The sequence below is a fragment of the Streptomyces sp. Z423-1 genome, from assembly GCF_013009255.1.
Lineage (GTDB): Bacteria > Actinomycetota > Actinomycetes > Streptomycetales > Streptomycetaceae > Streptomyces > Streptomyces gossypiisoli.
In genome coordinates, this window is the sequence record NZ_CP053109.1 from 3,670,240 (window position 1) to 3,695,158 (window position 24,919).

Sequence of the window (24,919 nt, forward strand, 5' to 3'; positions counted from 1 at the left end):
GGTCGACCCGCTCTGCCGGGTCAACCGTATAGCCGGGTCAACCGTATAAAAGCCGCTGTGGCCGATTGCGCCCGGTGGCCACACCGGCCGAAAGGGTGACCGAAAAGACCACGAGGCCGCCCCCGAACTGCGGGGGCGGCCTCGTGTACGAGCCGTACGAGATGTACGAGCCTGCGTCAGCGCGTCTCGCGGTGCGCGGTGTGCGCGTTGCAACGCGGGCAGTGCTTCTTCATCTCAAGACGGTCCGGGTTGTTACGCCGGTTCTTCTTGGTGATGTAGTTCCGCTCCTTGCACTCCACGCAGGCCAGCGTGATCTTCGGGCGGACGTCGGTGGCAGCCACGTGAGTGCTCCTTGACGAACGGGTAGGTTAGTTCAACGCAAGAAAGAGTAGCCGATCGAAGGACCGACCCCGCAATCGGCTACTGTCAGTAGCGGTGACCGGACTTGAACCGGTGACACAGCGATTATGAGCCGCTTGCTCTACCGACTGAGCTACACCGCTGTGATGCACACGCCGCGAGCGGCGCTAGCACCAGAGCCCCAAAACGGAATCGAACCGTTGACCTTCTCCTTACCATGGAGACGCTCTGCCGACTGAGCTATTGGGGCGAGCGATGAAGACATTACACGCTCGGCCACCGTTCACCCAAATCCGTTTCCCCGTCCCCGCCCCACCCTCGATCGGCGGACCACACCGGTACGACTATTGCGCTCCTCCACGCCACGGACCGAACACCGTCCTAGGCTCGACTCACTCTGCGTGATCTTGCGTCCGTGACGCGGCGGTGCGCCATGAGTACGCCGTGAGTACGTCATAGGCCCTGCCCTTGATCCCTGTCCCTGATCCCTGCCCCTGATCCCGAGCCATGGAGCGCGATGCCCGACAGCCGGCCGCAGCCACCCCGTTCGTCGTCGTCCCCGTCGGGCTCGGGACAGAGCGACGCGGCCCGCCTGCTGCTGTGCGGCGCACGTCTCACCGACGGCCGGACCGTGGACGTCCGGCTGGGCGGCGGGCGGATCGAGGCGGTGGGTACGGCCGGCAGCCTGGGCGGATCTCGCGGTGACGGTGGCGGGGGTAGTGGCGGCGGCGGTGGTAATGGCGGCGGTGGCGGCCGGGTGGATCTCAGCGGCTATCTCCTGCTGCCGGCCCCCGCCGAAGTCCACGCCCACGCCGACACGGCCCTGTCCGCCGACGCCGATGGCCCGGTCACGTACGACCCCCAGGACGTCCAGCGCCGGGCCACCGAGGCCACGCTGCTGCAACTCGGGCACGGGGCGACCGCGCTGCGGGCACATGTGCGCGTGGGTGACGTAAAGGGGCTGGGCGCGCTGACCGCCGTACTGCGGGCGCGGCGGTCGTTGCGGGGGCTCGCGGAGCTGACGGCGGTGGCGATGCCGCGGGTGCTGACCGGGGTGGCCGGGGCGGACGGGCTCGCCATGCTGCGGGACGCGGTGAAGATGGGCGCCTCCGTGGTGGGCGGCTCTCCGGATCTCGACCCCGATCCGACGGGCTATGTGGCGGCCGTCCTGGAGGTCGCCTCCGAACACGGCTGCCCCGTCGACCTGCACACCGACGCCACCGACCCGGCCCGCCTCGCCCGCCTCGCCGCGATGGCCGGCGGCATGCGCCCCGGCGTGACGATCGGCCCCTGCGGCGGCCTGGGCGACCTGCCCGCCGACGTGGCGTCCCGCACCGCCGACCGGCTGGCGGCGGCGGGGGTGACCGTGGTGTGCCTGCCGCAGGGCGGCTGCGCGGGCGCCGAGCGGCGTGGAACGGCGCCAGTACGACTGCTGCGCTCCGCCGGCGTACGCCTCGCCGCCGGCAGCGGCGCCCTCCGGGACACCTCGAACCCGGTGGGCCGCGGCGACCCCCTGGAGGCCGCGTACCTCCTGGCCTCCCACCACGGCCTGCGTCCCGAGGACGCCTACGACGCCGTGAGCACCTCGGCCCGCGCCGCCCTGGGCCTCCCCGAGGTACGCGTGGAGGCGGGCTTCCCGGCCGAGCTGCTGGCCGTACGCGGGGACCGGCTGGCGGGCGCCCTGTCACTGGCGTACAGCCGGATCGTGGTGCACCGGGGGCGCGTGGTAGCACGGACGAGCGCGGTACGGGAGTACTGCAACTCGGCCGCGGCGGCGGAACTGGGGTTGCCTCGGCAGGGGCGGGGAGAGTTGTCGTAGGCACCCGCCCGAGATCACGCCCATCTCACGGGTCTGAGACCACACCCATCTCATGGGGCGAATGCGGCCGTTCGGGCGTACGGTCGGAAGCATGCGCATTGTCATCGCTGGAGGTCATGGACAGATCGCGCTGCGGCTGGAGCGCCTGCTCTCCGCGCGTGGTTTTGAGGTCGCGGGCATCATCCGCCGCGCCGAACAGGGCGACGATCTGCGGGAGGCGGGCGCCGAACCGGTCCTGCTGGACCTGGAGTCGGCCACGGTCGAGCAGGTCGCGGCGCATCTTCAGGGCGCCGACGCGGCGGTGTTCGCGGCCGGTGCCGGTCCGGGCAGCGGGGCGGCACGCAAGGACACGGTGGACAAGGGCGCGGCGGTGCTGTTCGCGGACGCGGCGGTCCGGGCGGGCGTACGCCGCTTCCTGGTCGTCTCCTCGATGGGCGCCGACCCGAACCACCAGGGCGACGAGGTCTTCGACGTCTATCTGCGCGCCAAGGGCGAGGCCGACGCGCACGTCACCCGCCAGGACGCGCTGGACTGGACGATCCTGCGCCCCGGCGCGCTGACGGACGACGCCGGCACCGGCCTGGTCCGCCTGGAGGCCCACACCGGACGCGGCCCGATCCCGCGCGATGACGTGGCTGCTGTACTGGCCGAGCTGCTCGACACCCCGGCGACGGCCGGTCTGACCCTGGAACTGATCAGCGGGTCGACACCGGTCTCGGTGGCCGTGAAGTCGGTGGCCGGAAACTGAGGCAGGCCCGGACAGGCGGTTCACGCTCCGGCATGCCCTCGGATCACACTCCGACATGCCCTCGGGCAGGCTCCATCTTCAGAACAGCGGCAGCTGCCCGGGGAACTCCGGCACGACATGCCCGTCCAACGACGGCTGTACCGCCCCCAGTTGCGCCTGCCGACGCGACCCCGGGCACGAGACGAGCCGACCGCTCTCTCGCGCACCGGGCGGCGGGTCGTGCCGGGCGAACCGTCCCGCGACGACGGCGATCTCACGACGGCACTCGGGGCACGTTCTGCGGCGGGAGGAGCGGGAGCTCATGGGGCCAGTGTGCCCCGAACACCTCTGGGCACCCAGAGCACCCGGAACACGAAGAAACCCCCTCCACTCTGCGTTTCCGCAGACCTGGAGGGGGTCCTCTTCAAAGTGGCGGCGCCAGGATTCGAACCTGGGAAGGCTGAGCCGGCAGATTTACAGTCTGCTCCCTTTGGCCGCTCGGGCACACCGCCGGGGTTTGCTGCCACTCGAACCGCCTTTCGGCGGTGCTCGCTGGCAACGACGTAAACAATACCCGATACGGAGGGGTGCTTCGCCACCCGATTGATCGGCGCTCGGGGGACAGGGGGTGGCTAGGCTTGGGCGGATGCGGTCCCGGGTCCGAGCCGGGCCCGGCCGCCGCCCGCGTACGCCGCTACGCACCCGATTCGCACCCCGATACAAGGAGCCACAGCACATGGCCGACTCCAGTTTCGACATCGTCTCGAAGGTCGAGCGGCAGGAGGTCGACAACGCCCTCAACCAGGCCGCCAAGGAGATCTCGCAGCGCTACGACTTCAAGGGCGTGGGTGCCTCGATCTCGTGGTCCGGTGACAAGATCCTCATGGAGGCGAACTCCGAGGACCGCGTGAAGGCCGTCCTCGACGTCTTCCAGTCCAAGCTGATCAAGCGCGGCATCTCGCTGAAGGCCCTGGACGCGGGCGAGCCCCAACTCTCGGGCAAGGAGTACAAGATCTTCGCGTCGATCCAGGAGGGCATCTCCCAGGAGAACGCGAAGAAGGTCGCGAAGATCATCCGCGACGAGGGGCCCAAGGGCGTCAAGGCCCAGGTCCAGGGCGACGAGCTGCGCGTCAGCTCCAAGAGCCGGGACGACCTCCAGGCCGTGATCGCCCTGCTGAAGGGCCAGGACTTCGATTTCGCGCTGCAGTTCGTGAACTACCGGTAACCCCGACGCCGCGCGCATCCGAGGAAGGGTGGGCACCCGGCTGCCCGGTGGCCCGCCCTTCTCGCCCCGACGCGGAGTCCCTGCGTGCCGTGCTCCGCGCTCAGTCGCGCGAGTGGCCGAACAGGAGGCGGTACGCGATCAGCAGGACCAGCGAGCCGCCGATCGCCGCCGCCCAGGTGGCGCCGTCGTAGAAGTCCTTGGTGATCGGGTGGTCCAGCCAGCGGGCCGATATCCAACCGCCGACGAACGCGCCCACGATGCCGATCACTGTCGTGCCGATGAGTCCGCCGGGGTCGCGGCCCGGCAGCAGAAACTTGGCGATGGCTCCGGCCAACAGTCCCAGGATGATCCAAGCGATGATGCTCATGCCGTGAACCTGCCCTTTCGCGCTGGGTCTGCACTGTCCAGGAACTGTGATCTTGGCGATGTCCGGCCCGGACGGATGCAGATCGTGCTCGTGCTTGGTGCGTACTGCGTAGTGCTTGCTGCGTGGTGCGTAGTGCTTGGTGCGTAGTGCGTCAGTGCTCGGTGGGTTTTGCGTGAGTAGGTCGTACGTCTCGCTCGCGTTGTCGCGTGGTGGTCTCCGCCGTGCCTCGCCCCCGTGCGGCGCCTTGCCTTGCCCAGGTGCCGTGGCTGGCGCGATAAGCGTGCTCTTGTCACTGCCGAGGACGGCACGGCAGCACCGGGCGGTTGCACCGCCCAGCGGGTGCGGCAGATGGCACACCGCCGGTGGGTGAGCCGGCCGATCCGGCTACGAGGCCGGCGTCGGGGTCGTGCGTATGCGGAAGTCGGACCAGGGCGCCAGGTCCACCCCTTCGTTCGTCTCCTGGTACCAGCCCGTGCCGTCCAACCAGGCGCGCAGCCAGGCCGTGAGGCTGGGGGCGTCCACGTACCAGGCGTGGTCGGCTTCGTCGGCGTTCGGTTCGAAGAGCAGGACGGGGGCCTGCGGGTCGAGGCAGTCCACGCAGGCGTACATCGCACAGCCCCAGTGGGATATCGGCAACACCCCGTCGGGCCAGGGCCACTCGGGGTCCTGGCGGCCGCTCTCGCGATGGGCGAGGTACTGCACGACGGCGGCGGGCTCGTCGGCGGGTGGGCTGTCGAACAGCGGCAGCAGACCGTACTCCGGGCCGAATCCGCCGTCCCCTATGCGCAGATACAGCTCGGCGAGCAGCGGCGGCAGACGGAAGCCGAGCGCGGCCACGGCGCGGGCCACCGTGGCGGCGTCCACGGGATCGGGAAGCGAAGTCCAGCCCCACGGGCGGGTGTTACGGGCCTTGCCCGCCACCCGTGCCAGCAACTGCTCGATCTCGGTCATGGGTTCATCATGCAGCGCGGCACTGACAATCGGGCCGACCTGTGGATAACCCTGAGCCTGTGGGAAACGCTCGGTCACCCGATGGTCCTCCGGGTGTCGGTGCAGCCCCGGAGCGGTGAGGCACCAGCTCGCGCCCGGCACTCGGGGCGTGTGTCACCAACCCGCTACGAACGGCCGGTCCGTGGAGACGATGTCGCGGCCGAAGGGCAGCAACGAGACCGGGATGAGCTTGAAGTTGGCGATGCCGAGCGGGATGCCGATGATCGTGACGCACAGCGCGATGCCGGTGGCGATGTGGGCAAGGGCCAGCCACCAGCCCGCGAGGATCAGCCACAGGACATTGCCGACGCAGGAGGGGGCTCCGGCGTCGCGGCGCTCGACCGTCGTGTAGCCGAAGGGCCACAAGGCGTAGACGCCGATGCGGAATGCGGCGATGCCGAACGGGATCGTCTCTGAACGTTCCTGATCACGCCACAAGGCCGTTGCGTTTCCGTCTGCACGCGTGACCAGCTGATACTTGTCGTAGCAGGCAGTGCCGACGGAGCGACCTGGAAGGGTACCGATCATGAAGCTGTTCAACCTGCTGCTGAACATCCTGTGGCTGATCTTCTGCGGGATCTGGATGGCCCTCGCTTACACGGTCGCCGCGCTGGTGTGCTTCATCTTGATCGTCACGATCCCGTTCGGCGTTGCTTCGCTGCGTATCGCGGGCTTCGTGCTGTGGCCGTTCGGCCGAACCACTGTGGAGCGGCAGGATGCCGGTGCGCCGTCGTTCCTCGGGAACGTGATCTGGGTGATCTTCGCGGGGTGGTGGCTGGCCCTGGGACACCTGATCACGAGCATCCCGCTGTTCCTGTCGATCATTGGTATCCCGTTCGGGTGGGCCAATCTAAAACTTATTCCAGTCTCTCTCATGCCGCTTGGCCGTGAAGTAGTCCCGACCAGCGACAAGTTCGGCTATCAGTGATTCTCGGCCACTCATGTCGAGCCACAGCTCAGAGCATCTTGGGAACCAAGCCCCAAGCATGCTGCACACTTTCCCGAACATCGGGAACCTTTAGCCCCAAGATTGAAAGCCTAGATGCAACGTCTCTCACAGACTTCTGTAGCCTGTGAGCGGCGACCAATAGATGCTCAAGGTCAACCGGCGCAGCACAGGAAAGAAAGGGACCTCTTTCCAGCGCATTCTCACGCAAAATTGTGAGATCATCGCGGTCAGGCCGATCACGGGGGTAGTCAAATGGCTGAACATTCAAGCCTGCAGCCTGAAACCTAGCCGCAGCCTCAGCAGGCCCGACAGTGCACCGATCTGCCGCAATTAGGACTTGGGCTGCCGAAACGTCTCCGGCGCTCCCTGAGATGACAGAGAAAATGTCTCTATCAGCATAGTTCGAGTGATCCGGGTGCGAGATCACAGCACCCAGTTCAAGCAAACGCTTCCGCGCATCACCAATGGAAATATTCGCTCTATGAGCAGCGAACACAACTGCTCCTGTCGACGTCGACTGGGAGAAAGTGACTTCCCGGCTGCCATAGTATCCAGAATCGCCAAGCAAAGCAGCGTCCATGGGAGCCACCGCTCGCAGGTCCTCAGAGACGGGTAGCACCACTAGGCCCCAACTCTCAAGAAACTCGACAGCCCTTGATACAGGGAGGCGTCGACTCAATGCAACGCGGAGAACGTGACCGAGAGGAACCTTAGGAGAGGATTCTCCGTAAGGAATCCAATCCTTGACGAGAGGTTCCTCGAAGTAATGCGCACCAAGGCGCGACAGGGGATCAGGCAGCTCGTCAACACGCATCCCCAGTTCAGTTAGGCGACGAACAATCTCTTGCGGCTCTTTCCCTCGCCGGCTCGCAGCGAGTAGAACGTGGGCGGCAGGGATAGGTCGACGCGGATTCAGCCAGTCACCTGACCTGTACGCTTCAAGGCGCCTACTCAGCAAGCTCTGATCGCCGTCTTCCAACGATTCAGGGAAGCGCTCAAAGGGAACATCGAGCCCCATGAAGCGCAAACTTTCTCCGATAGCATCCATGCTTTCGCCCGTGCGTTGAGCGAGAAGACTAATGGCAGGAAGAGGTACTGGAATAGAACAATCCAGCGTACGATCAGAGTCCACCCTAATATTCAGAAGTGCAGCACATTGAGGCAATGCACTTGGCACCTGCCCATTCACCGCAACACCGAAGGCTCTCATTCTCTTCGCCGTTGCAGTTGGAGTGCCACCAGTGGCATGAGCCACCCTTAGCACATCAGCAACAGTCGCTTCCCCCGTGCGCCAGCACTTCACACCAAGCAATTCCCGCAGCCGCCGGTCCACCTGAGACATTCTTCCAGGAACTGTCGTAATGCCCAATTTTCGACAAATGGCCACTACTAGTTCAATCTCAACATTTAGCTTCTCGGCTACAGAGACTACCCTGGTTGTCCTGAGTGCATCATCAGAGATCCAAGGAGAACGCCCGTCGAGTCTCTCGCTAAGCAGAGCCCTAGCAAGACTGCTATCGGACTCGTCGAGGAGCGGTCGGCAATACGACACATCGTAGGTTAGATCACTCAACAGGCTAATCGCGTCCGAAACCGAGACACGAGCGCCTTCGCACGCCCTGAGTAGCTGCCCTGGAAAAATAGGAGAATTCAGGCGATGGGGTAGGTATCCGAGATTAGCGGAATCAATACCCAGCAGCGAGTAAAGCATTCGTGACGGCAGGGCGAGAGCTTGTTCCAACCTGGAAGGCATAGCTACGCCCAGCTGTTCCAATTGCTTGACCACCGAAGTGGGTTCTCTATGCAGCGCTCTGGAGCTCGTGAGAACGCGAGCCAAAGTTCCTCCGGCATCCCACGCCTGCTTAGAGGCTGCGTTGACTACTCCGCCCAAGACAATGGCATCCGATGGGAAAGCTGGCCTCAACACCTCAGCATCCCAATCTTTGGGGCAAACATCCCCCAGCGCCTTCCGTACCTCTTCGGGAAAGTGCGCAGCATAGCGCCAAAGAGCCAAATGTGACGGTAGCTTGCGAGCCCTTGGGACAGAATCGATGAGGTTCGATGGAACCAACTCAGGGGGGTTAGCATATTGCCATTCGGCGCGAAAAACTTCATCGCCAGGGAAATAACCCGTCCGACCCATTTTCGCAACCCCATCATCGTAGGCCAAGCACGCATTCTGCTCGATCAGCCCTTCAACGATGACGTCCGCAAAATGAGCCTCCATCTTGGTGGCCTTTTCAAGCCACCTACTGTCAAGGAATTCTGCTGTTGATAGGCTACTTGCCGCTGCCCGCAAACGCTTCGCGATAGGTTCGACGATATCATCGATGACTTGACTGCGATCAACCGTAAGGCGGGGAACGGACTTCGCCTGACCTCCCGAGACTATTACTGGCCCCGATAGATTGACCACGGCCCCAGGTATCTTCATCAGATCAGACTTTTTCCGCTCCGCAGCGTGATCACTAGAAGCGTTCCAATTCCCCTTGACTGAGATACCGTCAATCAGAAGCGCGCCGCCGTACTCACACCAAAATACTTCCCCACGGCCATCTGGGAGAATAGATCCGGTGGCGTCAATGCGAGCAGTCCTTTGGGAATCAGTGCGGCTTCGGTAAACTCCTGGCTCCCAGACTTCAACGTCATCGTCATATTTAGCGGTAGTTGCATATTTCGCCACGCCAAGCACCGACCGCAATGCCGTCACACATGAGAATGCATCGAGATCGTCCCTCAAAAGCCAACGGATGCGAGTCCCGCACGAGTCTCCCAGGAAATCAACGGCTTCAGAGGATTCTTCGACGTGAAACAGGTTATCCGGGCCGGAAATCCTGACTCGCAGAATCTTGCCAGGCACTCTGTCTCGCTGAAACTTGCGTGTCACTACTTCGATTTCGTCAGCAAGCATGAAGTAGCTAAGTACACCAATTCCAAACCTACTGTTCTCGAAGAACGGAATATTCTTCTTCCTCCACTGAAGCTTCTCCTCCTGGAACTCTGTCAAATGTGATAGCCGAACACCTCCCTGCGCAAAAGCATGAAGTAGTTCCCCTCGCCCCATGCCTGATCCATTATCCGTGCATTCGACGTACCGAACGTTGCCGCGGTTACTTTGAAGGATCTCGATACGACCGTGCCAATTTTCGCCATCAAGGCTTGGCCTGTATAGCTCGCGTGCGCGCCGCACGTTGCAAGCATCCATAGCATTCTGATAAATCTCTCGTACGGCAAGAGATCGATCCGCATATAGTTGCTCGCCTGCAAGGAGATCACGCACACGAGTGCCATCGAGACCGAAGCGAGTGGCTACTGGTAGGAATTTCAATTTGCCTGTAGCAGGGTCTTCTTCTGGTCCAACTCCGTCCCCGGAAGAGCGGTTTGGAAGCTTTTCTAGCCCAGCGACTCCGCTCGCCATGTACAGCAGGCCGTCGAGCGACTCGGCTCGTTCCTGCAAGGCAACCATTACGGCTTGATGCGAGCAGTGTGCTTCAAGACGCAGGGTCCGGCCAACCAGCTTCCATGATGCGCCATTCACGCTGCTGCGGATCTGATGGAAGCTGATGCGGTCAGTCCCACCTAGATGCTCTACGAGGACTGGAGGAAGCTCACAAATGTCTAGGGCCATAATCTGCGAAGCTGCCAACAGATAACCTATGAGCTGGTAGCGAATCGGATGCTCGCTCAGCCTCTGGAATTCTGGCGACTCCGCAAGAGTGCTCCCGCCGTGAAACATGGCTCGAAAAAGCCAAGAAACTGCGTCTACGCTCAACACCTCGGCAAGATCATCAGTTCCGGCCAGTGCTGAGTCGAGATAATTTAAGAGCTCATCTTCATATTTGTGCGCATCCCCAGGGCGGGCAAGAAACTGGTGGAGTACCCACGCCTCAGCGACATGGCGATTTCGATTTCCTCGCTTGGGGTCGAGCCTGACATCAGTTAGCCGTTGTAGATGCGGGTATTGAGTCCAGGCGCCATGCGCACCACTCAATACTGTTGTAGATCTACGAAGCGCTTGATCAACTCTCCTGGCAAGTCGGACCCGGAAACCGTGATATAGATGCTGGACAAGAGACAAGATCGCTGCTTCTGTAGCAGTTAGGGTGAAGCCAGCTGGTAGCCATTGCAAGAGCTTTTCAACGTGTGCTGAGGATCGATAGTGCGACTGCCAGTCGATCCATGAGTCAGTTGCCAAAAGCTTGCGCTCTTCGTGAAAATTCTTGTCCAGCGTCGACGCTACATGTTTTACCTCGTGCTGGAACCGCCTCGTGTCGTAGCTCGCACGCGTAAGTTTCCAAGCATGGTGGTTAACAGCTTGAGTTTGAGTTGTGCAAGACTGGCTCTCAAGCAAGAAGGGGAATCGAGCAGCTCCTTCCTCGCCGCTCAGTCGGGGAATTTGAGGTGGGGTACTAGAGCAATGCTGCATGCGCAGGTCGTTCATCGCGGTTTCCATCAGAGCGCGAAGGTGATCTGCCGGCAGGTACCCATGAGCATCCGATAGGACTTCTTGCAATGCCTGGGTGAACAAACTGAAAGTTTCCTCTTGCCGCGCCTGAGATGCCAAGTAGACAGCTGGCTTCTCAGGTTCGCAAGCCATCAGATAGCTAAGCCGTTCAGATCCATCTGGCGGCGTCACGGCAAGTTTTCGAGGCCCGGTTGCGTCCATCAAGCGATTACGGCAGGCATCCACTATAAAGAGAACTTGCGCTGCCTTGCTGAGCTCCACAACATTAGGCCACCCCCCGTCTAGCCTGACATTCGTTACACTCATCGTTTGCGCGCCAGTGGTCGGGTCAGAGTCGAAAGCGGCAAACCAATGAGCATCGTCATAATGGTAGCCGTGACCACTTAGGTAGACGAGTAGATTATCGCCCCGTCGGGAGTTGTGAATGAAACTCTCGATCTTCTGATTAATCGCAGCTGCGCGAAGCTGACCACAGTCACTGTTCTGATCAATCTCGTAGCCTCGGTCAGAAAGCGCAGTCGTGATCTCTTGATACTCCCTTCTAAGGAATTCAAGATCCATCCATGCGGCTGACTCATATCGGTCGACGAAGAGCAAGAGGGCGCGGTGCATAAAATCTATTCCCCCCGATCTCGCGGCCCGAAAACCAAAGTTATACCGCCCTTCCCTGCTACCTCGCTTGTGCCAATAAGCCGAATACCTCCTTTGGCTGACACCTCAAACGACACTTGCACTTCCTTGAGTGGAAAATTACCTTCGCTGTCCGCGATTCGCTCGAAAATTTCTCGCAGGGATTGCACCGTACGCTCGAGGTTTTCCCTTAGTTGCTCCGATCTCATCGCTACTGTGGTCAGCTCGGCCGAGTTACGGGGACCTATAAATCCTTTACTTCCTGCGCTGCTAGCCCCAGAAGAATCATGTTCTTCTGGCTCCGCCCTCACCAAGATGTCGAGACCAGTGACGTAGGCGCTGATATCGCTGTTGAGGGCCACTGCACCGTCCTCCGAAACCTCGATGATTCTCAAGCTCAGAGCGTAGCCGTCTGCCTCGTGCTGTGTATGTGTTTCGCAAGAACGCTGGCCTCACGCAACGTCTCGTCGAAGTGAGCGAGTTCTGGGTACGGTCGTGACCGTGTCCGGTGCACGTCGGGTTGGTCGCCCGTGGGCGTGCGCTGGTTGATCGCGCGCGACTAGGGGAGCTGGTACGGGCATGGCGGTTGATGATGCTCGGTCGGAAGAGGGGTTCACGTCGGCGAGGGCTACGCGGGTGATGGTGGCTGCGTGCCAGGCGGCAGGGCTCGATGACGGGGGCGCGGAGCTAATCCGGCTGGGGGAGAACGCGTTGTTCCGGCTGGCCTCGGCCCCGATGATCGTGCGTGTGGCTCGTGGGCAGGAGTGGCTGCCTAAGGCACGTGTGGAGGTGGCCGTTTCGCGGTGGCTGGCTGAGGAAGGGTTCCCTGCTGCGCGCATCGTTGAGGATCTTGAGCAGCCGCTTGTGATCGAGGGGCACCCTGTGACGTTCTGGCATCTGATCGTCGAGGGTGATCGGAAGGCGACCTACGGGGAGTTGGGGGGCATCCTGCGGGATCTGCACTCCCTGACCGTGCCGGAGGGCCTGGAGCTGCCTTCCTTTGATCCGTTCGACAAGCAGGAGCTGCGGCTGGATCGGGCGGTGATCCCGGCGGATGACAAAGTCTTCATGCGGAAGCGGTGGCGGGAGCTGCGGGACAAGTTCGTCGAGTTGCGGTTTGAGACGCCCAAGGGTCCCGTGCACGGTGATGCCCACGTGCAGAACCTCATGGTGGACGATCGGGGGCAGGTGATCCTGATCGACTTCGAGGCCTTCTGCTTCGATCACTCGGAGTGGGATCTGATGGTCACGGCTGTTGAGCACCACAGTCTTGGGTGGCAGACCGATGAGCAGTACGCCGAGTTCGTTGCCGCGTACGGGCGGGATCTGTACGACTGGCCCGGGTACGAGACGCTGCGTGGCCTGCAGGAGTTCGGCATGACGACGTGGCTCATGCAGAACGTGCAGGAAGACGAGCGGACGGCGGCTGAGTACCGCCGGCGCATTGCTGGTCTGCGCAATGATGATGCGCCTCGGGACTGGCGGCCCTGGTAGCCGTTACTCGTCGTCTTCGAGGCGGGCGAGTGCGTCACGTACCTGGTCGTTGAAGGCGGCCACTACCGGGTTCGTGGCGTGGGTGCTCACCTGGGCTTGGAAGTCGGTGATGTAGCGCTGGAAGCGTGTCGACTGGAGGGTGTCGCCGCCGTCCACGGCCAGGCTGGCTGTTGTGACGGCGGCTTTCAGCTCGCCGTTCAGTAGCTGGCTCTGGGCGAGTACTAGGCGGCAGAAACCCAGGGTGCGGGCGTACTTCGGGTCGGTGCTGTCCACGGCGCGCTGTGCCTGCTCGACGGCTTCGCGGCGCATCTGGAGGTCGCGGAAGCAGTGGCAGAGTTCGCCCATGAGTTCCGCTTCGTCGAAGTAGCCGAGCCATGCCGGGTCTTCCCCCGTGTCGGCGCGCTCAAAGTAGCGCTCTGCTTCGTTCATGGCGCGGCCTGCGCCGATCGGGTCGCCTGCGTTGGACAGGGCGCGGGCTTCCATCGCTGAGTTCAGTGCCATGGCACGTGGGGTGGCCCTGCCTTTGGCGCCCTCGACTGCTGCGCGGGCGAGCTGGATGGCCTGGGCGTGGTTGCCGAGGTAGTTGGCCTGGTGGCTGAGGTTGCCGAGGATGCGGGCGCCGAACATGCGGTCGTCGATGACCTGGGACAGGCGCAGCGTGGATGTCAGGTAGCGGTGGGCGAGCCGGTGGTTTCCGGTGTCGTACGCGGTCCATGCGAGCAACTGGGAGACCTCGGCGGCGGCACCGAACAACGCGGTGCCCACCTTCTCGCTATGGGGTCCTTGCAGAAAGATCTTCTTGTGGCACGGTGGACATGGACGTGATCCCGTGCTTTGTGGGGGTGACCATGACGCGGCGGAAGCCGTGGGAGGTCAGCGACGAACTGTGGGCGGTGATCGAGCCGCTGCTGCCGAAGCATGAGCGGCGGTTCCGGTACCCGGGGCGCAAGCGCATCGATGACCGCAAGACGCTCCAGGGCGTGCTGTTCGTCCTGTACACCGGTATCCAATGGGAGTACTTGCCGCAGGAGTTGGGGTTCGGCTCGGGTCCTACCTGCTGGCGTCGGCTGGCCGAATGGCAGGAGGCCGGAGTGTGGGAGAAACTCCAGCGGGTGCTGCTGGACCGGCTGCGGGCGGCGGACCGCCTGGACTTCTCCCGCGTCACCGTTGACGCCTCGCACGTGCCGGCCAAGCGGGGCGAAGCAGCCCAAAAGTCGGCCCGAGTCCGGTTGACCGTGCACGGCCGGGCTCGAAGCACCACGTGCTGACCGACGCGCACGGCACCCCGCTGCGGGTATCGCACACCGGCGGACACCGCAACGACATCACGCAGCTCCTGCCGCTGGTCGACGGCGTGCCGCCGGTGCGGGGCAAGCGGGGCCGGCCCCGGCGCAAGCCCCGCGCGCTGTATGCCGACCGTGGCTACGACCACGACAGCTACCGCCGCCGTCTACGCGAGCGCGGCATCGTCCCGAAGATCGCCCGGCGCGGACAGCCACACGGCTCGGGCCTGGGCCGTGCGCGATGGGTTGCCGAGTCCGCCATCGCCTGGCTCCACGGCCCTCGCCGCTTACGGACCCGCTGGGAAACCCGAGACGACATGCATGACGCCTTCCTTCAGCTCGCACACTGCATGACCCTCGCCCGCAAGCATCCGGCTTTCTGAAAGGACCCCTATAGCTGGCGTCCAGCAGGGGCAGGACTTCGTGGCGGAAGTAGTGGCGCAGTGCCTTGTGGCCGTGGCCTCCGCCGTACTTGAAATCGAGCTGCATGAACATGCTGGCCGCGTCTCTGATGGCGCGGACGTCGCGCATGCCGATCCGTTGGTGAGCGGGCCTGTCGGCCTGGATGCCGTCGGGGCGCCCGACCATCCATGACAGGACGGTGGAGCTCAGGTCGCCGTCCGCGATGACCAGTTGATCGGCGGCCGGGTTCTCGGCGCGTTCCTGTGTGAGTCCGTCCAGCATGGACAGGGCGTCGGGGATGGTGCTGGGATAGCCGATCGGCTGAGGTGCGGTCGGCTGGGTGTGGTCGAAGAATCCAAGATCGCCGGGTGTGAGGCGGCGGCCGAGTTTGGCGCCGAGTACGTCCGCCATGATTGCTGCTGTCCGGGGCTGGATGCCTGCGCCGTCTCGCCATCGTTGTACGGCGATGTGCGTCGTTCCGAGACTCGTGCCGCGCTGCTCGGCGGCATCCCGCATCCGTTTCGCGAGGCCCTTGTTCGAGACCTTCGCCTCGGCCATGACGGCGATTAACTGCGCGTTCGGCTCTCGGTTCATGCTCCCCTGCCAACCCGAGAATGACGGCGAGTGTTCATGGTGTCACAGCTGAGGTGTCTTGGGGGTTCGTTGGTGAACCCCCTTTGCGTTTGCTGGTGTTCACGTGAACCCCCTGGTGAACGCTCCCGGTCACGTCCTTGGGGCCGTGTACTGGCTTGCGTGAAGCAAGCGGTGCCGCGAGGGCCGTAGGGGCTCGGAAGGGGATCTGATGGATGCGGGGAAGGCCAAGGACTTGGCGAGTGAGTTGGATGCCTACGCTCACTGGTACGTGGCGCCGGATCCGTCCACCGGCGGGCACTACCTGACGCTGACGCTCTTCGCCGAGTTCGACGACACAGCTCGTGTCGCACGCGACCAGACGGCGGTGTTCCTTCGCGGTGCGGGTGCTGATGCAGTCGTGGACGACGCGCGGCTGGCTGTTTCGGAGCTGGTCGGGAACGTCGTCAACCATGCCGTGCCGGATCGCCATCTCGCTCTTCCGGGCAGTTGTCGGCGTATCGACGTGACGTTCAAGCTGTGGCCGAAGTGGCTGTTCATCGGGGTCACGGATGAGGACTCGACCCCTCCGCTGCTTCCGGCGGGAGAGACCTTCTCTCCGGCGTTGATGGGCGAGCTTTCCGAGGCGGTGCTACCTGTCACCGGCCGGGGGCTGCTCATCTGTCAGCGGCTGGCGACGGCGGTCTGGTGGACGCCGTATGAGAAGGGCGGCAAGACGGTCTGGTGCCGTTTCGACCTCGACAGCGGGGCCGACGACAGACCGCATTAAAGATCTCCGGGTCACCGTGCCGATCTGCTCCCTCGCGATCGGGAGCGGATGGTGACCCGGACGGCCGGACTGACCTTCCGGCCGGGGCTGGGGCCTGGACAGCACCCAGCCCAAGGGCGCGGCTCCTGGTTCCCCTCGGGGGCTCCCCTCCCGAGAAGGGGCCGCGCCTGACAACCCCATACCGAGACCGGGCCACCCCGTCAGCCGTGGAAAGCGAAGGGTGGCCCGGCAGGGGACGCGACGGTCCCCGGTGCCTGATGGTACCGGGGCCGTCGCGTTGCGTTGCTTCCGGGCCCTGGCACCAAGGGAGTTGACGATCCGTTATCTCGGAAAGGGCTGAGGTGGACGCCGTGGCTGGCGCGGGTGAGGACTGGCTGAGCGATGGGCTCGACGGCATCGTGGGCGTGGACTGCGGGCTGTGGGTGCCCGATGTCGACTACGTGGCGGGGTGGCGGGTCGCACGGGAGGCTGCGGACCGGCTGAACCGGGCGCTGCTCGGTGCCGGGTTCGAGCTGTCCGACGTGCGGGCGGTCGCCTCGACGAACGAGGACGGGCGTGGCGTTGTGCGCCTGGCGGGCTGGCCTGGTGCCGTGGACCGGCTCGCCTTGCTCCTAGAGGCGCGCGCCGATGACGACGGCGGTGCGGCATGAGAGGCGTCTTCGCTGGTGAGCGGTGCGCGTGGGCACGTCGCCAGCCACAGAGCCTTTGGGCTGGAGCTGCCATGGGGCGAGTGAACAGGGGGCCTTACGCTGGCCCGGCGAATCGGGCAGGCACGTGTCCTGCCCGCGGTTGTGCCCGATGGGCCCCCTGTTCTTCGAGGCTCGCCCCATGGTGGCTGCCTAAAGGCTCGGAGGCCGTCGACCCCCAGCCACCCACGCCCCGGCTGGCTCCGACCGGTCGACGCCTCGCCCTCTCGGGCACGCTGCGCTCTGGGGCGCCGGGCGACCGGACGGGACCGGCGGTCACGCCGCACGCCCGGCCGGGGCGGCCGGGCGCCCCGGCGCGCCGCAGGCGCGCCCTTGAGGAAGTGAAGACGGATTCGACCGATGGCCTCTGGCGTTCAGGTGCGGGCGCGTCGAGCGGGCTGTTTGTCGGCGGTGATCCGGTAGGCGAGTTCGGCCCGGTCCGCGCCGAAGCGGAGCTCTTCGAGGAACAGCGGGCGGTCGTCGGTGCCGTGCGCGACGCGGGCCACGTGCAGGATTGGGGTCGCGTCGGGGAGCTGGAGCGTGGTGCGCTCGTCGGGCAGGGGCATGCGCGCGCGTACGGTCTCGGTCCAGGACAGCTTGTGTCCGGCCTGGGTGAGCACCCAGTAGATCGCTGCCGGAGGCTTGCACGGCTCCTTTCCGAGCAGCGGGACAGCTTCGGCGACCTCGAACGGGATCAGTGTCCGGTGCATGGCGCGCGTGCCGGTGCCGGGATCGGTGAGCAGCCGGTCACAGCCGAACAGGGCTTCCTCCTCGTCGAGTTGGAGGAGTCGGCCGGTGTCCTTGGTGCTGCGTGCGCGGTAGGTGCTGGGCTCTTCGGCTTCCTGCCAGATGTCGCCGTTGGGCATGACGAACTTGTCCTCGGCGGTGTGGCTGATGCGGCGCTCGATGGTGAGGCGGGGCTGTCCGCTGGCGCGTACGAAGCTGCCTTTGCCGTGACGGACGTCGATCAGGCCTTCCGCGCGCAGGGCGGCGATGGCGTTGCGGACCGTGGGGCGGGAGACGCCGTAGCGGGTCATGAGCTGGGCCTCGGACGGCAACAGGGAGTCGGGCGCGAACTCGCCCGACACGATCGCTTCGCGGATCGCGGCGGCCACCTGCTGGTAGAGGGCTCCGGGGCGCTGGATCTCCGTCATCTCGGCATCTCCGGTCTGAGGTCATAGGCACGTCGCACGCGCGACATCACTCGTCAGCATAAGTAGTTGCACTCGCGCCGTACAGGACTCCATAGTCGTAACTCGTTAGGACAAGTGACGTCCGGATGAGATGTCGGACGTCCGACTGGCCAGGGAGGCCACAACCAATGCAGTCCATTCCCGTGGACACGACGCGGCTCGGCGTACTGCGGTGCGCCATCGCGCCGGAAGCAAAGATCAGCAACCCCGAGACACAGGAGGTGAAGAAAGACCGGGACGGCAACCCCGTCTACACCGTCGCCGTCACGGTGCGGCAGGACCGTCGGCGAATCTCCGTGATCGAGATCGCCGTAACCGGTGAACCGAAAGGCATCGAGGAAGGCCAGATCGTCAAGGTCACCGGGCTGACGGCGTTCGCCTGGGCGATGGGTGACCGGCACGGGATCAGCTTCCGCGCCGACGCCATCACGCCCGTGCACGGAGCTCCCGCGCCCACCAAGGGCGGTGGCGCGTGATGACTGGTCCGATCGCGCTCGCCTTCGGGCTCGCTGTGCTGGCCTGGGTGCTCGTCCTGGGTGATCTGGTGCGGCGGCACCGTCCGGTCTGGCACTGGTACGTCACCGGGTATCCGGTGACCGCGTGCCGGGTGGTGGTCACCTGGCGCAAGGTGGCCATGCTCAACGACCTTGCGGTGTCCCGGCGTCCGCCGCGCGGGCTGCTCGGCGACGTGGTCGTCAAGGGTGATCCGCTGCGGCCGGTGGCTCCCCGGATCTCCTTCCCGCGCGCCACTCGTACGGGCCTGACCGTGACCGTGCGCCTGCACGCGGGCCAGACTCCGGCGACGTACCTGAAGGCGGCCGATGCCCTGTTGCACGCGTGGAAGGTCCACGCCGTCCGCGTCACCTCGCCGGAACGCGGCCTGGTGCTCCTGACGGCGACAGCCACTGACCCGCTTCAGCGGCCCGGCCTAGCCACGGCACCCGCCGCGCTGCTGTGCGCCCTCATAGGCGCCCTGGAGAGCGGCGGCGCCTGGGTGATGAACCTCCGGCTCGTCCCGCACTGGCTCATCGCGGGCGCAACAAGGTCCGGCAAATCCACACTGCTGGCCCGGCTTATCACCCAACTCGCCCCGCAACCCGTCGCCCTGGTCGGCATCGACTGCAAGGGCGGCATGGAACTCGGCCTCTTCGCCGGACGGCTCAGCGCGCTGGCGACGTGCCGACGCGAAGCAGTCACGGTGCTGAGCGCGCTCGTCGTCGACATGCAGGACCGCATGAGCGCCTGCCGGTCGGCCGGAGTCCGCTCGATCTGGGAACTGCCCGACGCACTCCGGCCCGTTCCCGTCGTCGTGATCGTCGACGAGATCGCGGAGCTCTACCTCTCGGACGGCACTCGAGAGAGCAAGGCGGAAGCCGAGCAGTGCTCCACGCTCCTGCTGCGCCTGGCGCAGCTCGGGGCCGCGCTCGGGCTGCACCTGGTCGTGGCCGGGCAACGGGTCGGCTCCGACCTCGGCCCCGGTGTCACCGCGCTGCGGGCGCAGCTCGGCGGCCGGATCTGCCACCGAGTCAACGACCCCGGAACAGCGGAAATGACGCTCGGCGACCTCAACAAGGACGCCGTGGCCGTGGCGCAGTCCATCACGGCGGAGGAACGGGGCGTGGCCGTCTGCACCGGCCCGGACGGCGGATGGAGCCGGGCGCGCTCCCACCTCACGACCACCGAAGAAGCCGTGTCGACGGCCCGGAAGCACATGGCCCTGACTCCTGAACTGCCCGCCCTCGACCGCGCCCTGGCGGCGCTGGAAGGAGACAGCAAGTGATCAGCGAAGGTACGGCGTTCACGTTCGCGGTGGTCTTCGGGATCATCACCGTCCTCCTCGTCCGCTCCCGCGACATCCGCGCCTGGGAAGCGGTCTGCGTCGGCCTCTTCGGCCTCTACCTCGGCCAGACCCCGGTGATCTTCACCGTCCATGGACTCGTCACCTGGGTGATCAATGGCTTCTCCCACACCTGAGCAGAAGGGACGTACCCCCATGCCCATGCCTCGCGTGAGGTGCCCTCAGTGCAAGGGCGACGGAGCCCGGAGGACCTGGACGGGACGGCGGCACCGCTGCCGGGTCTGCCGGGGCACCGGAACCATCCGCTGACCGACCCGCAACCCACCTGATCAGGAAGGGAGCACTCCCCATGACCGACCACGCGCCACCAACCATCACCCGTGCCGCTCCGGCGGCCCACCCTGAAAGGGCACCACCATCACCCCGGAGTACACCCCGGCTGACAGGCGCGTCGTCCTCGACCGCGCGGCGCGCCTGCGTCAGCTCCCCGAAGCAGACCGCGACGCCATCCGCATCGCCCAAGATCCCAAGTTTCCGCGGTGGCTGGAGCAGATCACCGCCACAGGCGGATGCTCCCACCCTGTCCACCTCTCCGGCTCGACAACCAACCTGGACGAGACAACCGGCGAGATCCTGCATCACTACGACACACGCAGCGAACCCGGCGAACGCCTCCTCGTCCGCTGCCGCAACCGGCGCGCAACCGTCTGCGCACCCTGCTCCCGCCTCCACGCAGGCGACACCTTCCACCTCGTCCGCGCGGGCCTCCTCGGCGGTAAGAACGTCCCGGCCACCGTCCGCAACCGGCCCCGGCTCTTCGTCACCCTGACCGCGCCGTCCTTCGGGCCCGTGCACCGCACCGGGGAACGCTGCCGCCCTCGCCGTGACGGCGGCAGGTGCGAACACGGGCGGCCCCTTGGTTGCGGTGCGGTCCACGCACCGGACGCTCCTCTCGTCGGCCAGCCCGTTTGCACCGACTGCTACGACTACACGGCCCATGTCCTGTGGCACGCGCACGCGGGCAAGCTGTGGGACCGATTCGTCATCGGCGTCCGGCGGCGTCTCGCCTCCTCGGCGGGCCTTGTACAGTCCCGTCTCCCCGATCACGCCCGGCTGTCCTTCGCCCGTGTCGCGGAGTACCAGAAGCGGGCAGCCGTTCACGTGCACGCAGTCGTCCGCCTCGACGGCCCGGCCGGACCCAGCGACGAACCCCCGGCCTGGGGCACCGCCGACCGGCTGATCGATGCCGTGCGGTCCTCCGCGCGCCGGGTCCTGGTCCGCACCCCCTACAGCCCTGCCGTGGGTGAGCTGGCGCTGCGCTGGGGCGTCCAGATCGACGCCCGCCCGCTGCACGCCGACGGCGGCGGACTCGACGATGAAGCCGTGGCCGCGTACGTGGCCAAGTACGTCACCAAGGGAGCGAGCGAGACGGGCGCCGGCCTCGACCACAAGGTCACCACCTGGGGCGACATCACCACGGCGCCCATAAGCGACCACGTCCGCACCCTCATGCGGACCTCCTGGCGCCTCGGCGGCCTCCCCGAGTACGCGCCCCTGCACCTGCGCACGTGGGCCCACACGCTCGGCTACCGGGGCCACATCCTCACCAAATCCCGCGCCTACTCGACGACATACGCAGCGCTGCGCGCCGAACGCGCCCACCACGTCGGCAATACCAAGATCCTCGACTCGGTCACCGAGAGGCACTGGCGCTACGTCGGCTCCGGCCACACCCCCGGCGCAGCACTCCTTGCCGCAGGCATCGCCGAAGACCTGACCATCAGCCGCGAGTTCGGGCGGGAGGCAACAGCGGCTGACTGGGGGTGGAGGTGATGTCTCAGACCAAGGTCATTTGGAACCCCGACAAGACTCTGTCATCGGCCGAACGCGGGCTACTCCTACGGATTCTGTTCGGACCGCAAGCACGGCTCGGAAATCCCAAGAGATCCGACGAAGTGTCACATGGTGGGGATACCGTGGGAGTTGACGAAGACGCCCCGGCAGCGGCTGGCACCGCCCCGGGGCTGGCCGACTGATTGGGAGTCGACGTGTCCAATGTAAGCACACCCCTGTCCTCAGCCATCGAGACCGCCGCTCGGGCGACCAGCACACGCACACTGCGCGCTGTTGACTATCTGCGCGTCTCGACCGAAGAGCAGAAGAAGGGATACGGCGTAGCGCGACAGAGCCGGAAGACCCTGCGCCACATCGCACTCAAGCAGTGGGAGCACGTCGGCACCTACAAGGACGAGGGAGTCTCGGGCTCCCTGGAGGCGGCTGATCGCGGGGATCTGAAGCGTCTGATGGAAGACGCACGGAAGTCCCCTCGCCCGTTCGACATCGTGGTCGTGCCTGACGGCCGCGTGATCGGCCGCAAGGGGCGTGCTTTCTGGCGCTGGGTCTGGGCCCTTGAAGACCTCGGGGTCTACGTCGCTGTTGTCGCAGACGACTACGACAACACGACCACCGAAGGGCGCAAGAAGATGCGCCGCGACGCCGACTATGCCGAGACCGAGTGGGAGACGATCCGCGACCGCACACAGGGCGGCTTGCAGGAGAAGGCCGAACTGACTCCCGCTGCACACATCGGCGGACGCCCTCCCTACGGATACCGCATCGCCGACAAGGGCACGCCTGGCTCGTACCTGGTGATCGATGAGGACGAGGCGGAGGTTATCCGGCATGTGTACGACCTGGTAGTGGGCGAGGGGCTCAATCTTCGCAAGGCCACCATCCGCCTGAACGCGGAAGGCATCACGGCCCGCTCCGGCAAGGCATGGACTCGTGCCAACCTGCGGGACCGGGTCATGTCGGCCCCCGTTCTCGACGCGATGCTCGTCTTTCGCGGCAAGCACGCGAAGACCGACGAAGACGGCAATCCACTCTGGGGCGACAGCGTCAGGATCGAACTACCCCGGATCCTGACCGAAGAACAGAGCACCGAGCTTCGGCGCAAGGTGGCCGAGACAGCGAAGCACAGCAGCGGGCAACGGGAGTTCTATCCGCTGACGGGCCGAGTCTTGAGCCTGTGTGGGAAGACGTACACAGGCGTCAGCAGGGCATCGGAGCGGGAAGGTGCCCGTTACTACCGATGCGCAGGCAATGCTCCCCGAGATCCCAGTCAGAGGCCCTGCGGCTGCTCCTACATCGACGCTAACGCGCTTGAAGCGCACGTTTGGAAGCACGTCACAGAGATCGCCAGCGACAGCGAAAAGCTTCAGGAACTGGCTGCTGAGTGGATCGGAATGGCCGAGGGGGACAAGTCCGCCTTGACCGATCGAATCACGGACCTTGATCAGCAAATCGAGGGCATGAATGCCTCCATTACGGCGGTGATCGTCGCGACAGCCAAGCAGAGCAAGTCAGCCGACGCTATCGGGGCTGCCACGGCAACTCTGAACGAAGAACTCCAGCAGCTTCAGAACCTGCGTGACGAGGCGGCCGAATGGCTGGCTGAGATGGAGGAGTCCGATCGGCGCGCCCAGGATCTGCGGGCACTCGCGACCATGGCGCAGAAGTCGTTCCCTGAGATGGCCCAGGAGCAGCAGGCAGCCATCCTGTCCATGCTGGAGCTGAAGGTCACCCTCACAGGGCCGGTACCCGACGGGCGTCGCGGCGGGGTCCCCTGCACCGTTCGGGCTTGGTACGCCGCTACGGGCCTCAACGTGCCCGCAGCTCAGCTCTCGGACGATGACTGGGCCAGGGTCGCTCCCCTACTCCCGAAGGGGCGCATGGGCACCGTGCGGCGCTCCGTGGACGCCATCTTCTACAAGGCGCGCAGCGGCAAGTCGTGGCCCGATGTGATCAAGGAAACCGGCGCCACGCGCCAAGCCTCGAAGCACTTCAACGCATGGACTTCCGATGACACCTGGCACCGAGTGAACGCCGCCCTGTCGGACATGGAGCGGGTGCCCCTGCCGGAGCCGGAGCTACTGCCCCCGATGATCATCGAAGGGCGAGTCGACCCGAGCGCGATGCTGCACGCAGAAGAACGATCCCGAACGGGATGCCGATGATGGTGATGCACAGCAGCACGCCCGCGAGCAGATAGCCGAGAAACAGCCAGAAGCCGCTCAGGACGAGCCATATGACGTTCAGGATTGTCTTCACGGGCGACGACCTGCCATCTGTTCGAGGCGAGCGATGCGCTCGGCCATGGGCGGGTGCGTGGAGAACATCTTGGCCAGTCCCTGGCCCGGGCGGAACGGGTTCGCGATCATCATGTGGCTCGCGGTCTCGATCCGGGGCTCAGGGGGCAGCGGAAGTTGCTTGGTACCGGCCTCCAGCTTGCCCAGGGCGCTGGCGAGGGCGAGCGGGTCGCCGGTGAGCTGGGCGCCGGAGGCGTCGGCCTCGTACTCGCGGGAGCGGCTGATGGCCAGCTGGATGAGGGTGGCCGCGAGAGGACCGAGGATCATGATGAGCAGCATGCCGAGGATGCCGGGGCCGTCGTCGTCATCTGAGCGGCCGATCGGGATCAGCCAGGCGAAGTTGACCAGGAACATGATCACGGAGGCGAGGGCGCCGGCGACCGACGAGATGAGGATGTCGCGGTTGTAGACGTGGCTCAGCTCGTGGCCGATGACGCCGCGCAGCTCGCGCTCGTTCAGGATGCGCAGGATGCCCTCGGTGCAGCACACGGCGGCGTTGCGCGGGTTGCGGCCGGTCGCGAAGGCGTTCGGCGCCTCCGTCGGGGAGATGTACAGGCGGGGCATGGGCTGGCGGGCCTGCGTGGAGAGGTCGCGGACCATGCGGTACAGCGCGGGGGCCTCGAACTCGCTCACCGGGCGGGCCCGCATCGCGCGTAGGGCCAGCTTGTCGCTGTTCCAGTAGGCGTACGCGTTCGTGCCGAGCGCGATCAGGACGGCGACGACGAGCCCGACTCGGCCGAAGAAGCTGCCGATGAGGATGATGAGTGCGGACAGTCCCCCGAGGAGTACTGCGGTCCTGAGCCCGTTGTGCCGGCGGTGCACGGTACGCCCTCCAAGTGGTGCAGCAGGGGAACCCTTTGCTTGTTGATCTCCGGTCCCGCTGGTGCCGTGGTGACACGTCCAGTGGACCCTCACGGTGTGGACAACGCGAGCCGAGGGCCACTAGTTCCCTTGTGCCTGCGGCTGCCCACGTCAGCCGTCCGGGTGAGGGCGCCCGGCCGTCCAGGTGAGGGCTCTGTCCGG

General features: G+C 65.2%; 23 protein-coding genes, 3 tRNA genes and 2 pseudogenes. 14 read left to right on the forward strand and 14 right to left on the reverse strand.

Annotated elements, in window-relative coordinates:
* Positions 1 to 176 precede the first annotated feature (176 nt).
* The 3 genes from rpmG to HJD23_RS16400 all read right to left on the reverse strand — a co-directional run bounded on the left by rpmG (position 177) and on the right by HJD23_RS16400 (position 610).
* Positions 177 to 341 (reverse strand): 50S ribosomal protein L33, encoded by a 165-nt coding sequence (gene rpmG / locus HJD23_RS16390; protein WP_003948671.1) that lies wholly within the window; start codon positions 339 to 341, stop codon positions 177 to 179.
* Between the two features lie 89 nt (positions 342 to 430).
* A tRNA-Met gene (locus tag HJD23_RS16395) sits at positions 431 to 503 on the reverse strand.
* A 34-nt stretch (positions 504 to 537) separates the two neighbouring features.
* A tRNA-Thr gene (locus tag HJD23_RS16400) sits at positions 538 to 610 on the reverse strand.
* A gap of 267 nt (positions 611 to 877) precedes the next feature.
* Here HJD23_RS16400 and HJD23_RS16405 point away from each other — a divergent pair.
* Both HJD23_RS16405 and HJD23_RS16410 read left to right on the forward strand, forming a co-directional pair.
* Complete coding sequence (locus HJD23_RS16405) at positions 878 to 2,179, forward strand: hydrolase (RefSeq protein ID WP_171114313.1); 1,302 nt, start codon at positions 878 to 880, stop codon at positions 2,177 to 2,179.
* Positions 2,180 to 2,270: 91 nt separating this feature from the next.
* Positions 2,271 to 2,927, forward strand: a complete 657-nt coding sequence (locus tag HJD23_RS16410) for an SDR family oxidoreductase (RefSeq protein ID WP_171114312.1) — start codon at positions 2,271 to 2,273, stop codon at positions 2,925 to 2,927.
* A 78-nt stretch (positions 2,928 to 3,005) separates the two neighbouring features.
* On the opposite strand, the gene HJD23_RS16415 is transcribed toward HJD23_RS16410, so the two are convergent.
* Positions 3,006 to 3,230 (reverse strand): hypothetical protein, encoded by a 225-nt coding sequence (locus tag HJD23_RS16415; RefSeq protein WP_171114311.1) that lies wholly within the window; start codon positions 3,228 to 3,230, stop codon positions 3,006 to 3,008.
* Between the two features lie 106 nt (positions 3,231 to 3,336).
* Positions 3,337 to 3,418 (reverse strand) — tRNA-Tyr (locus HJD23_RS16420).
* A gap of 224 nt (positions 3,419 to 3,642) precedes the next feature.
* Here HJD23_RS16420 and HJD23_RS16425 point away from each other — a divergent pair.
* The gene (locus tag HJD23_RS16425; protein WP_171114310.1) at positions 3,643 to 4,131 is read left to right on the forward strand and encodes a YajQ family cyclic di-GMP-binding protein; all 489 of its coding nucleotides are present in this window, start codon (positions 3,643 to 3,645) and stop codon (positions 4,129 to 4,131) included.
* Positions 4,132 to 4,231: 100 nt separating this feature from the next.
* On the opposite strand, the gene HJD23_RS16430 is transcribed toward HJD23_RS16425, so the two are convergent.
* From HJD23_RS16430 to HJD23_RS16440, 3 genes are all read right to left on the reverse strand, one after another.
* On the reverse strand, positions 4,232 to 4,498 hold the full coding sequence (locus HJD23_RS16430; RefSeq protein ID WP_171114309.1) for a GlsB/YeaQ/YmgE family stress response membrane protein: 267 nt from the start codon (positions 4,496 to 4,498) through the stop codon (positions 4,232 to 4,234).
* A gap of 384 nt (positions 4,499 to 4,882) precedes the next feature.
* A complete protein-coding gene (locus HJD23_RS16435) occupies positions 4,883 to 5,449 on the reverse strand; it encodes an SMI1/KNR4 family protein (RefSeq protein WP_171114308.1) in 567 nt (188 codons plus the stop codon).
* Between the two features lie 153 nt (positions 5,450 to 5,602).
* The gene (locus tag HJD23_RS16440) at positions 5,603 to 6,016 is read right to left on the reverse strand and encodes a YccF domain-containing protein (RefSeq protein ID WP_346770310.1); all 414 of its coding nucleotides are present in this window, start codon (positions 6,014 to 6,016) and stop codon (positions 5,603 to 5,605) included.
* Here HJD23_RS16440 and HJD23_RS16445 point away from each other — a divergent pair.
* Positions 6,015 to 6,416, forward strand: a complete 402-nt coding sequence (locus tag HJD23_RS16445; RefSeq protein WP_171114307.1) for a YccF domain-containing protein — start codon at positions 6,015 to 6,017, stop codon at positions 6,414 to 6,416. The genes HJD23_RS16440 and HJD23_RS16445 overlap by 2 nt on opposite strands.
* A gap of 28 nt (positions 6,417 to 6,444) precedes the next feature.
* Here the strand turns inward: HJD23_RS16445 and HJD23_RS16450 are convergent, their stop codons facing one another.
* Positions 6,445 to 11,514 carry a caspase family protein gene (locus HJD23_RS16450; RefSeq protein WP_171114306.1) on the reverse strand — a complete coding sequence of 1,690 codons (5,070 nt, stop codon included), beginning with the start codon at positions 11,512 to 11,514 and terminating at the stop codon, positions 6,445 to 6,447.
* Positions 11,515 to 11,519: 5 nt separating this feature from the next.
* Positions 11,520 to 11,927 (reverse strand): hypothetical protein, encoded by a 408-nt coding sequence (locus tag HJD23_RS16455; RefSeq protein ID WP_171114305.1) that lies wholly within the window; start codon positions 11,925 to 11,927, stop codon positions 11,520 to 11,522.
* A 184-nt stretch (positions 11,928 to 12,111) separates the two neighbouring features.
* Here HJD23_RS16455 and HJD23_RS16460 point away from each other — a divergent pair, with 184 nt between their 5' ends.
* The gene (locus tag HJD23_RS16460) at positions 12,112 to 13,026 is read left to right on the forward strand and encodes an aminoglycoside phosphotransferase family protein (RefSeq protein WP_171114304.1); all 915 of its coding nucleotides are present in this window, start codon (positions 12,112 to 12,114) and stop codon (positions 13,024 to 13,026) included.
* A 3-nt stretch (positions 13,027 to 13,029) separates the two neighbouring features.
* On the opposite strand, the pseudogene HJD23_RS16465 reads toward HJD23_RS16460, so the two are convergent.
* Positions 13,030 to 13,892 (reverse strand): annotated as a pseudogene (locus HJD23_RS16465) (sporulation protein); the annotation flags it as partial.
* Here HJD23_RS16465 and HJD23_RS16470 point away from each other — a divergent pair.
* From HJD23_RS16470 to HJD23_RS16485, 4 genes are all read left to right on the forward strand, one after another.
* Positions 13,875 to 14,692 (forward strand): IS5 family transposase gene (locus tag HJD23_RS16470; RefSeq protein WP_171134037.1). Its coding sequence is split into 2 segments (ribosomal slippage): positions 13,875 to 14,220 and positions 14,220 to 14,692, totalling 819 coding nucleotides; the frame shifts between segments, so codons are not numbered across the junction. The pseudogene HJD23_RS16465 and the gene HJD23_RS16470 overlap by 18 nt on opposite strands.
* Before the next feature lie 361 nt (positions 14,693 to 15,053).
* Positions 15,054 to 15,281 (forward strand): hypothetical protein, encoded by a 228-nt coding sequence (locus HJD23_RS16475; RefSeq protein ID WP_171112460.1) that lies wholly within the window; start codon positions 15,054 to 15,056, stop codon positions 15,279 to 15,281.
* 232 nt (positions 15,282 to 15,513) lie between these two features.
* Positions 15,514 to 16,071, forward strand: a complete 558-nt coding sequence (locus tag HJD23_RS16480; protein ID WP_171112462.1) for an ATP-binding protein — start codon at positions 15,514 to 15,516, stop codon at positions 16,069 to 16,071.
* Positions 16,072 to 16,412: 341 nt separating this feature from the next.
* Entirely contained in the window at positions 16,413 to 16,721 is a 309-nt protein-coding gene (locus tag HJD23_RS16485; protein WP_171112464.1) for a hypothetical protein, read from the forward strand.
* Positions 16,722 to 17,131: 410 nt separating this feature from the next.
* Here HJD23_RS16485 and HJD23_RS16490 read toward each other — a convergent pair whose 3' ends face one another.
* Positions 17,132 to 17,911 (reverse strand): GntR family transcriptional regulator, encoded by a 780-nt coding sequence (locus HJD23_RS16490; protein WP_171112465.1) that lies wholly within the window; start codon positions 17,909 to 17,911, stop codon positions 17,132 to 17,134.
* A gap of 167 nt (positions 17,912 to 18,078) precedes the next feature.
* On the opposite strand from HJD23_RS16490, the gene HJD23_RS16495 reads away from it, so the two are divergent.
* The 5 genes from HJD23_RS16495 (at position 18,079) to HJD23_RS16515 (ending at position 23,764) form a co-directional block, all read left to right on the forward strand.
* Positions 18,079 to 18,426, forward strand: coding sequence for a hypothetical protein (locus HJD23_RS16495; RefSeq protein WP_171112467.1), 348 nt, complete (start codon positions 18,079 to 18,081; stop codon positions 18,424 to 18,426).
* The gene (locus tag HJD23_RS16500) at positions 18,426 to 19,730 is read left to right on the forward strand and encodes an FtsK/SpoIIIE domain-containing protein (RefSeq protein WP_171112469.1); all 1,305 of its coding nucleotides are present in this window, start codon (positions 18,426 to 18,428) and stop codon (positions 19,728 to 19,730) included. The genes HJD23_RS16495 and HJD23_RS16500 overlap by 1 nt, the downstream gene beginning before the upstream one ends.
* On the forward strand, positions 19,727 to 19,924 hold the full coding sequence (locus HJD23_RS16505; protein ID WP_171112471.1) for a hypothetical protein: 198 nt from the start codon (positions 19,727 to 19,729) through the stop codon (positions 19,922 to 19,924). Before HJD23_RS16500 ends, HJD23_RS16505 begins: the two co-directional genes overlap by 4 nt.
* Before the next feature lie 298 nt (positions 19,925 to 20,222).
* Entirely contained in the window at positions 20,223 to 21,581 is a 1,359-nt protein-coding gene (locus HJD23_RS16510; protein ID WP_171118585.1) for a replication initiator, read from the forward strand.
* A 215-nt stretch (positions 21,582 to 21,796) separates the two neighbouring features.
* On the forward strand, positions 21,797 to 23,764 hold the full coding sequence (locus HJD23_RS16515) for a recombinase family protein (RefSeq protein WP_171112473.1): 1,968 nt from the start codon (positions 21,797 to 21,799) through the stop codon (positions 23,762 to 23,764).
* Here the strand turns inward: HJD23_RS16515 and HJD23_RS16520 are convergent.
* Positions 23,742 to 23,858 (reverse strand): annotated as a pseudogene (locus HJD23_RS16520) (YccF domain-containing protein); the annotation flags it as partial. The gene HJD23_RS16515 and the pseudogene HJD23_RS16520 sit on opposite strands and share 23 nt — an antisense overlap.
* The gene (gene htpX, locus HJD23_RS16525; protein ID WP_171112474.1) at positions 23,855 to 24,718 is read right to left on the reverse strand and encodes a zinc metalloprotease HtpX; all 864 of its coding nucleotides are present in this window, start codon (positions 24,716 to 24,718) and stop codon (positions 23,855 to 23,857) included. The gene htpX and the pseudogene HJD23_RS16520, both read right to left, overlap by 4 nt.
* Positions 24,719 to 24,919: the final 201 nt, after the last annotated feature.

What these genes read in the sequence shown, in the direction of transcription:
- HJD23_RS16405 (WP_171114313.1), top strand. Translation starts at nt 878, where the DNA reads ATGCCCGACAGCCGGCCGCAGCCACCCCGTTCGTCGTCGTCCCCGTCG.
- HJD23_RS16410 (WP_171114312.1), top strand. Translation starts at nt 2,271, where the DNA reads ATGCGCATTGTCATCGCTGGAGGTCATGGACAGATCGCGCTGCGGCTG.
- HJD23_RS16415 (WP_171114311.1), bottom strand. Translation starts at nt 3,230, where the DNA reads ATGAGCTCCCGCTCCTCCCGCCGCAGAACGTGCCCCGAGTGCCGTCGT.
- HJD23_RS16425 (WP_171114310.1), top strand. Translation starts at nt 3,643, where the DNA reads ATGGCCGACTCCAGTTTCGACATCGTCTCGAAGGTCGAGCGGCAGGAG.
- HJD23_RS16430 (WP_171114309.1), bottom strand. Translation starts at nt 4,498, where the DNA reads ATGAGCATCATCGCTTGGATCATCCTGGGACTGTTGGCCGGAGCCATC.
- HJD23_RS16435 (WP_171114308.1), bottom strand. Translation starts at nt 5,449, where the DNA reads ATGACCGAGATCGAGCAGTTGCTGGCACGGGTGGCGGGCAAGGCCCGT.
- HJD23_RS16445 (WP_171114307.1), top strand. Translation starts at nt 6,015, where the DNA reads ATGAAGCTGTTCAACCTGCTGCTGAACATCCTGTGGCTGATCTTCTGC.
- HJD23_RS16440 (WP_346770310.1), bottom strand. Translation starts at nt 6,016, where the DNA reads ATGATCGGTACCCTTCCAGGTCGCTCCGTCGGCACTGCCTGCTACGAC.
- HJD23_RS16450 (WP_171114306.1), bottom strand. Translation starts at nt 11,514, where the DNA reads ATGCACCGCGCCCTCTTGCTCTTCGTCGACCGATATGAGTCAGCCGCA.
- HJD23_RS16460 (WP_171114304.1), top strand. Translation starts at nt 12,112, where the DNA reads ATGGCGGTTGATGATGCTCGGTCGGAAGAGGGGTTCACGTCGGCGAGG.
- HJD23_RS16480 (WP_171112462.1), top strand. Translation starts at nt 15,514, where the DNA reads ATGGATGCGGGGAAGGCCAAGGACTTGGCGAGTGAGTTGGATGCCTAC.
- HJD23_RS16490 (WP_171112465.1), bottom strand. Translation starts at nt 17,911, where the DNA reads ATGACGGAGATCCAGCGCCCCGGAGCCCTCTACCAGCAGGTGGCCGCC.
- HJD23_RS16495 (WP_171112467.1), top strand. Translation starts at nt 18,079, where the DNA reads ATGCAGTCCATTCCCGTGGACACGACGCGGCTCGGCGTACTGCGGTGC.
- HJD23_RS16500 (WP_171112469.1), top strand. Translation starts at nt 18,426, where the DNA reads ATGACTGGTCCGATCGCGCTCGCCTTCGGGCTCGCTGTGCTGGCCTGG.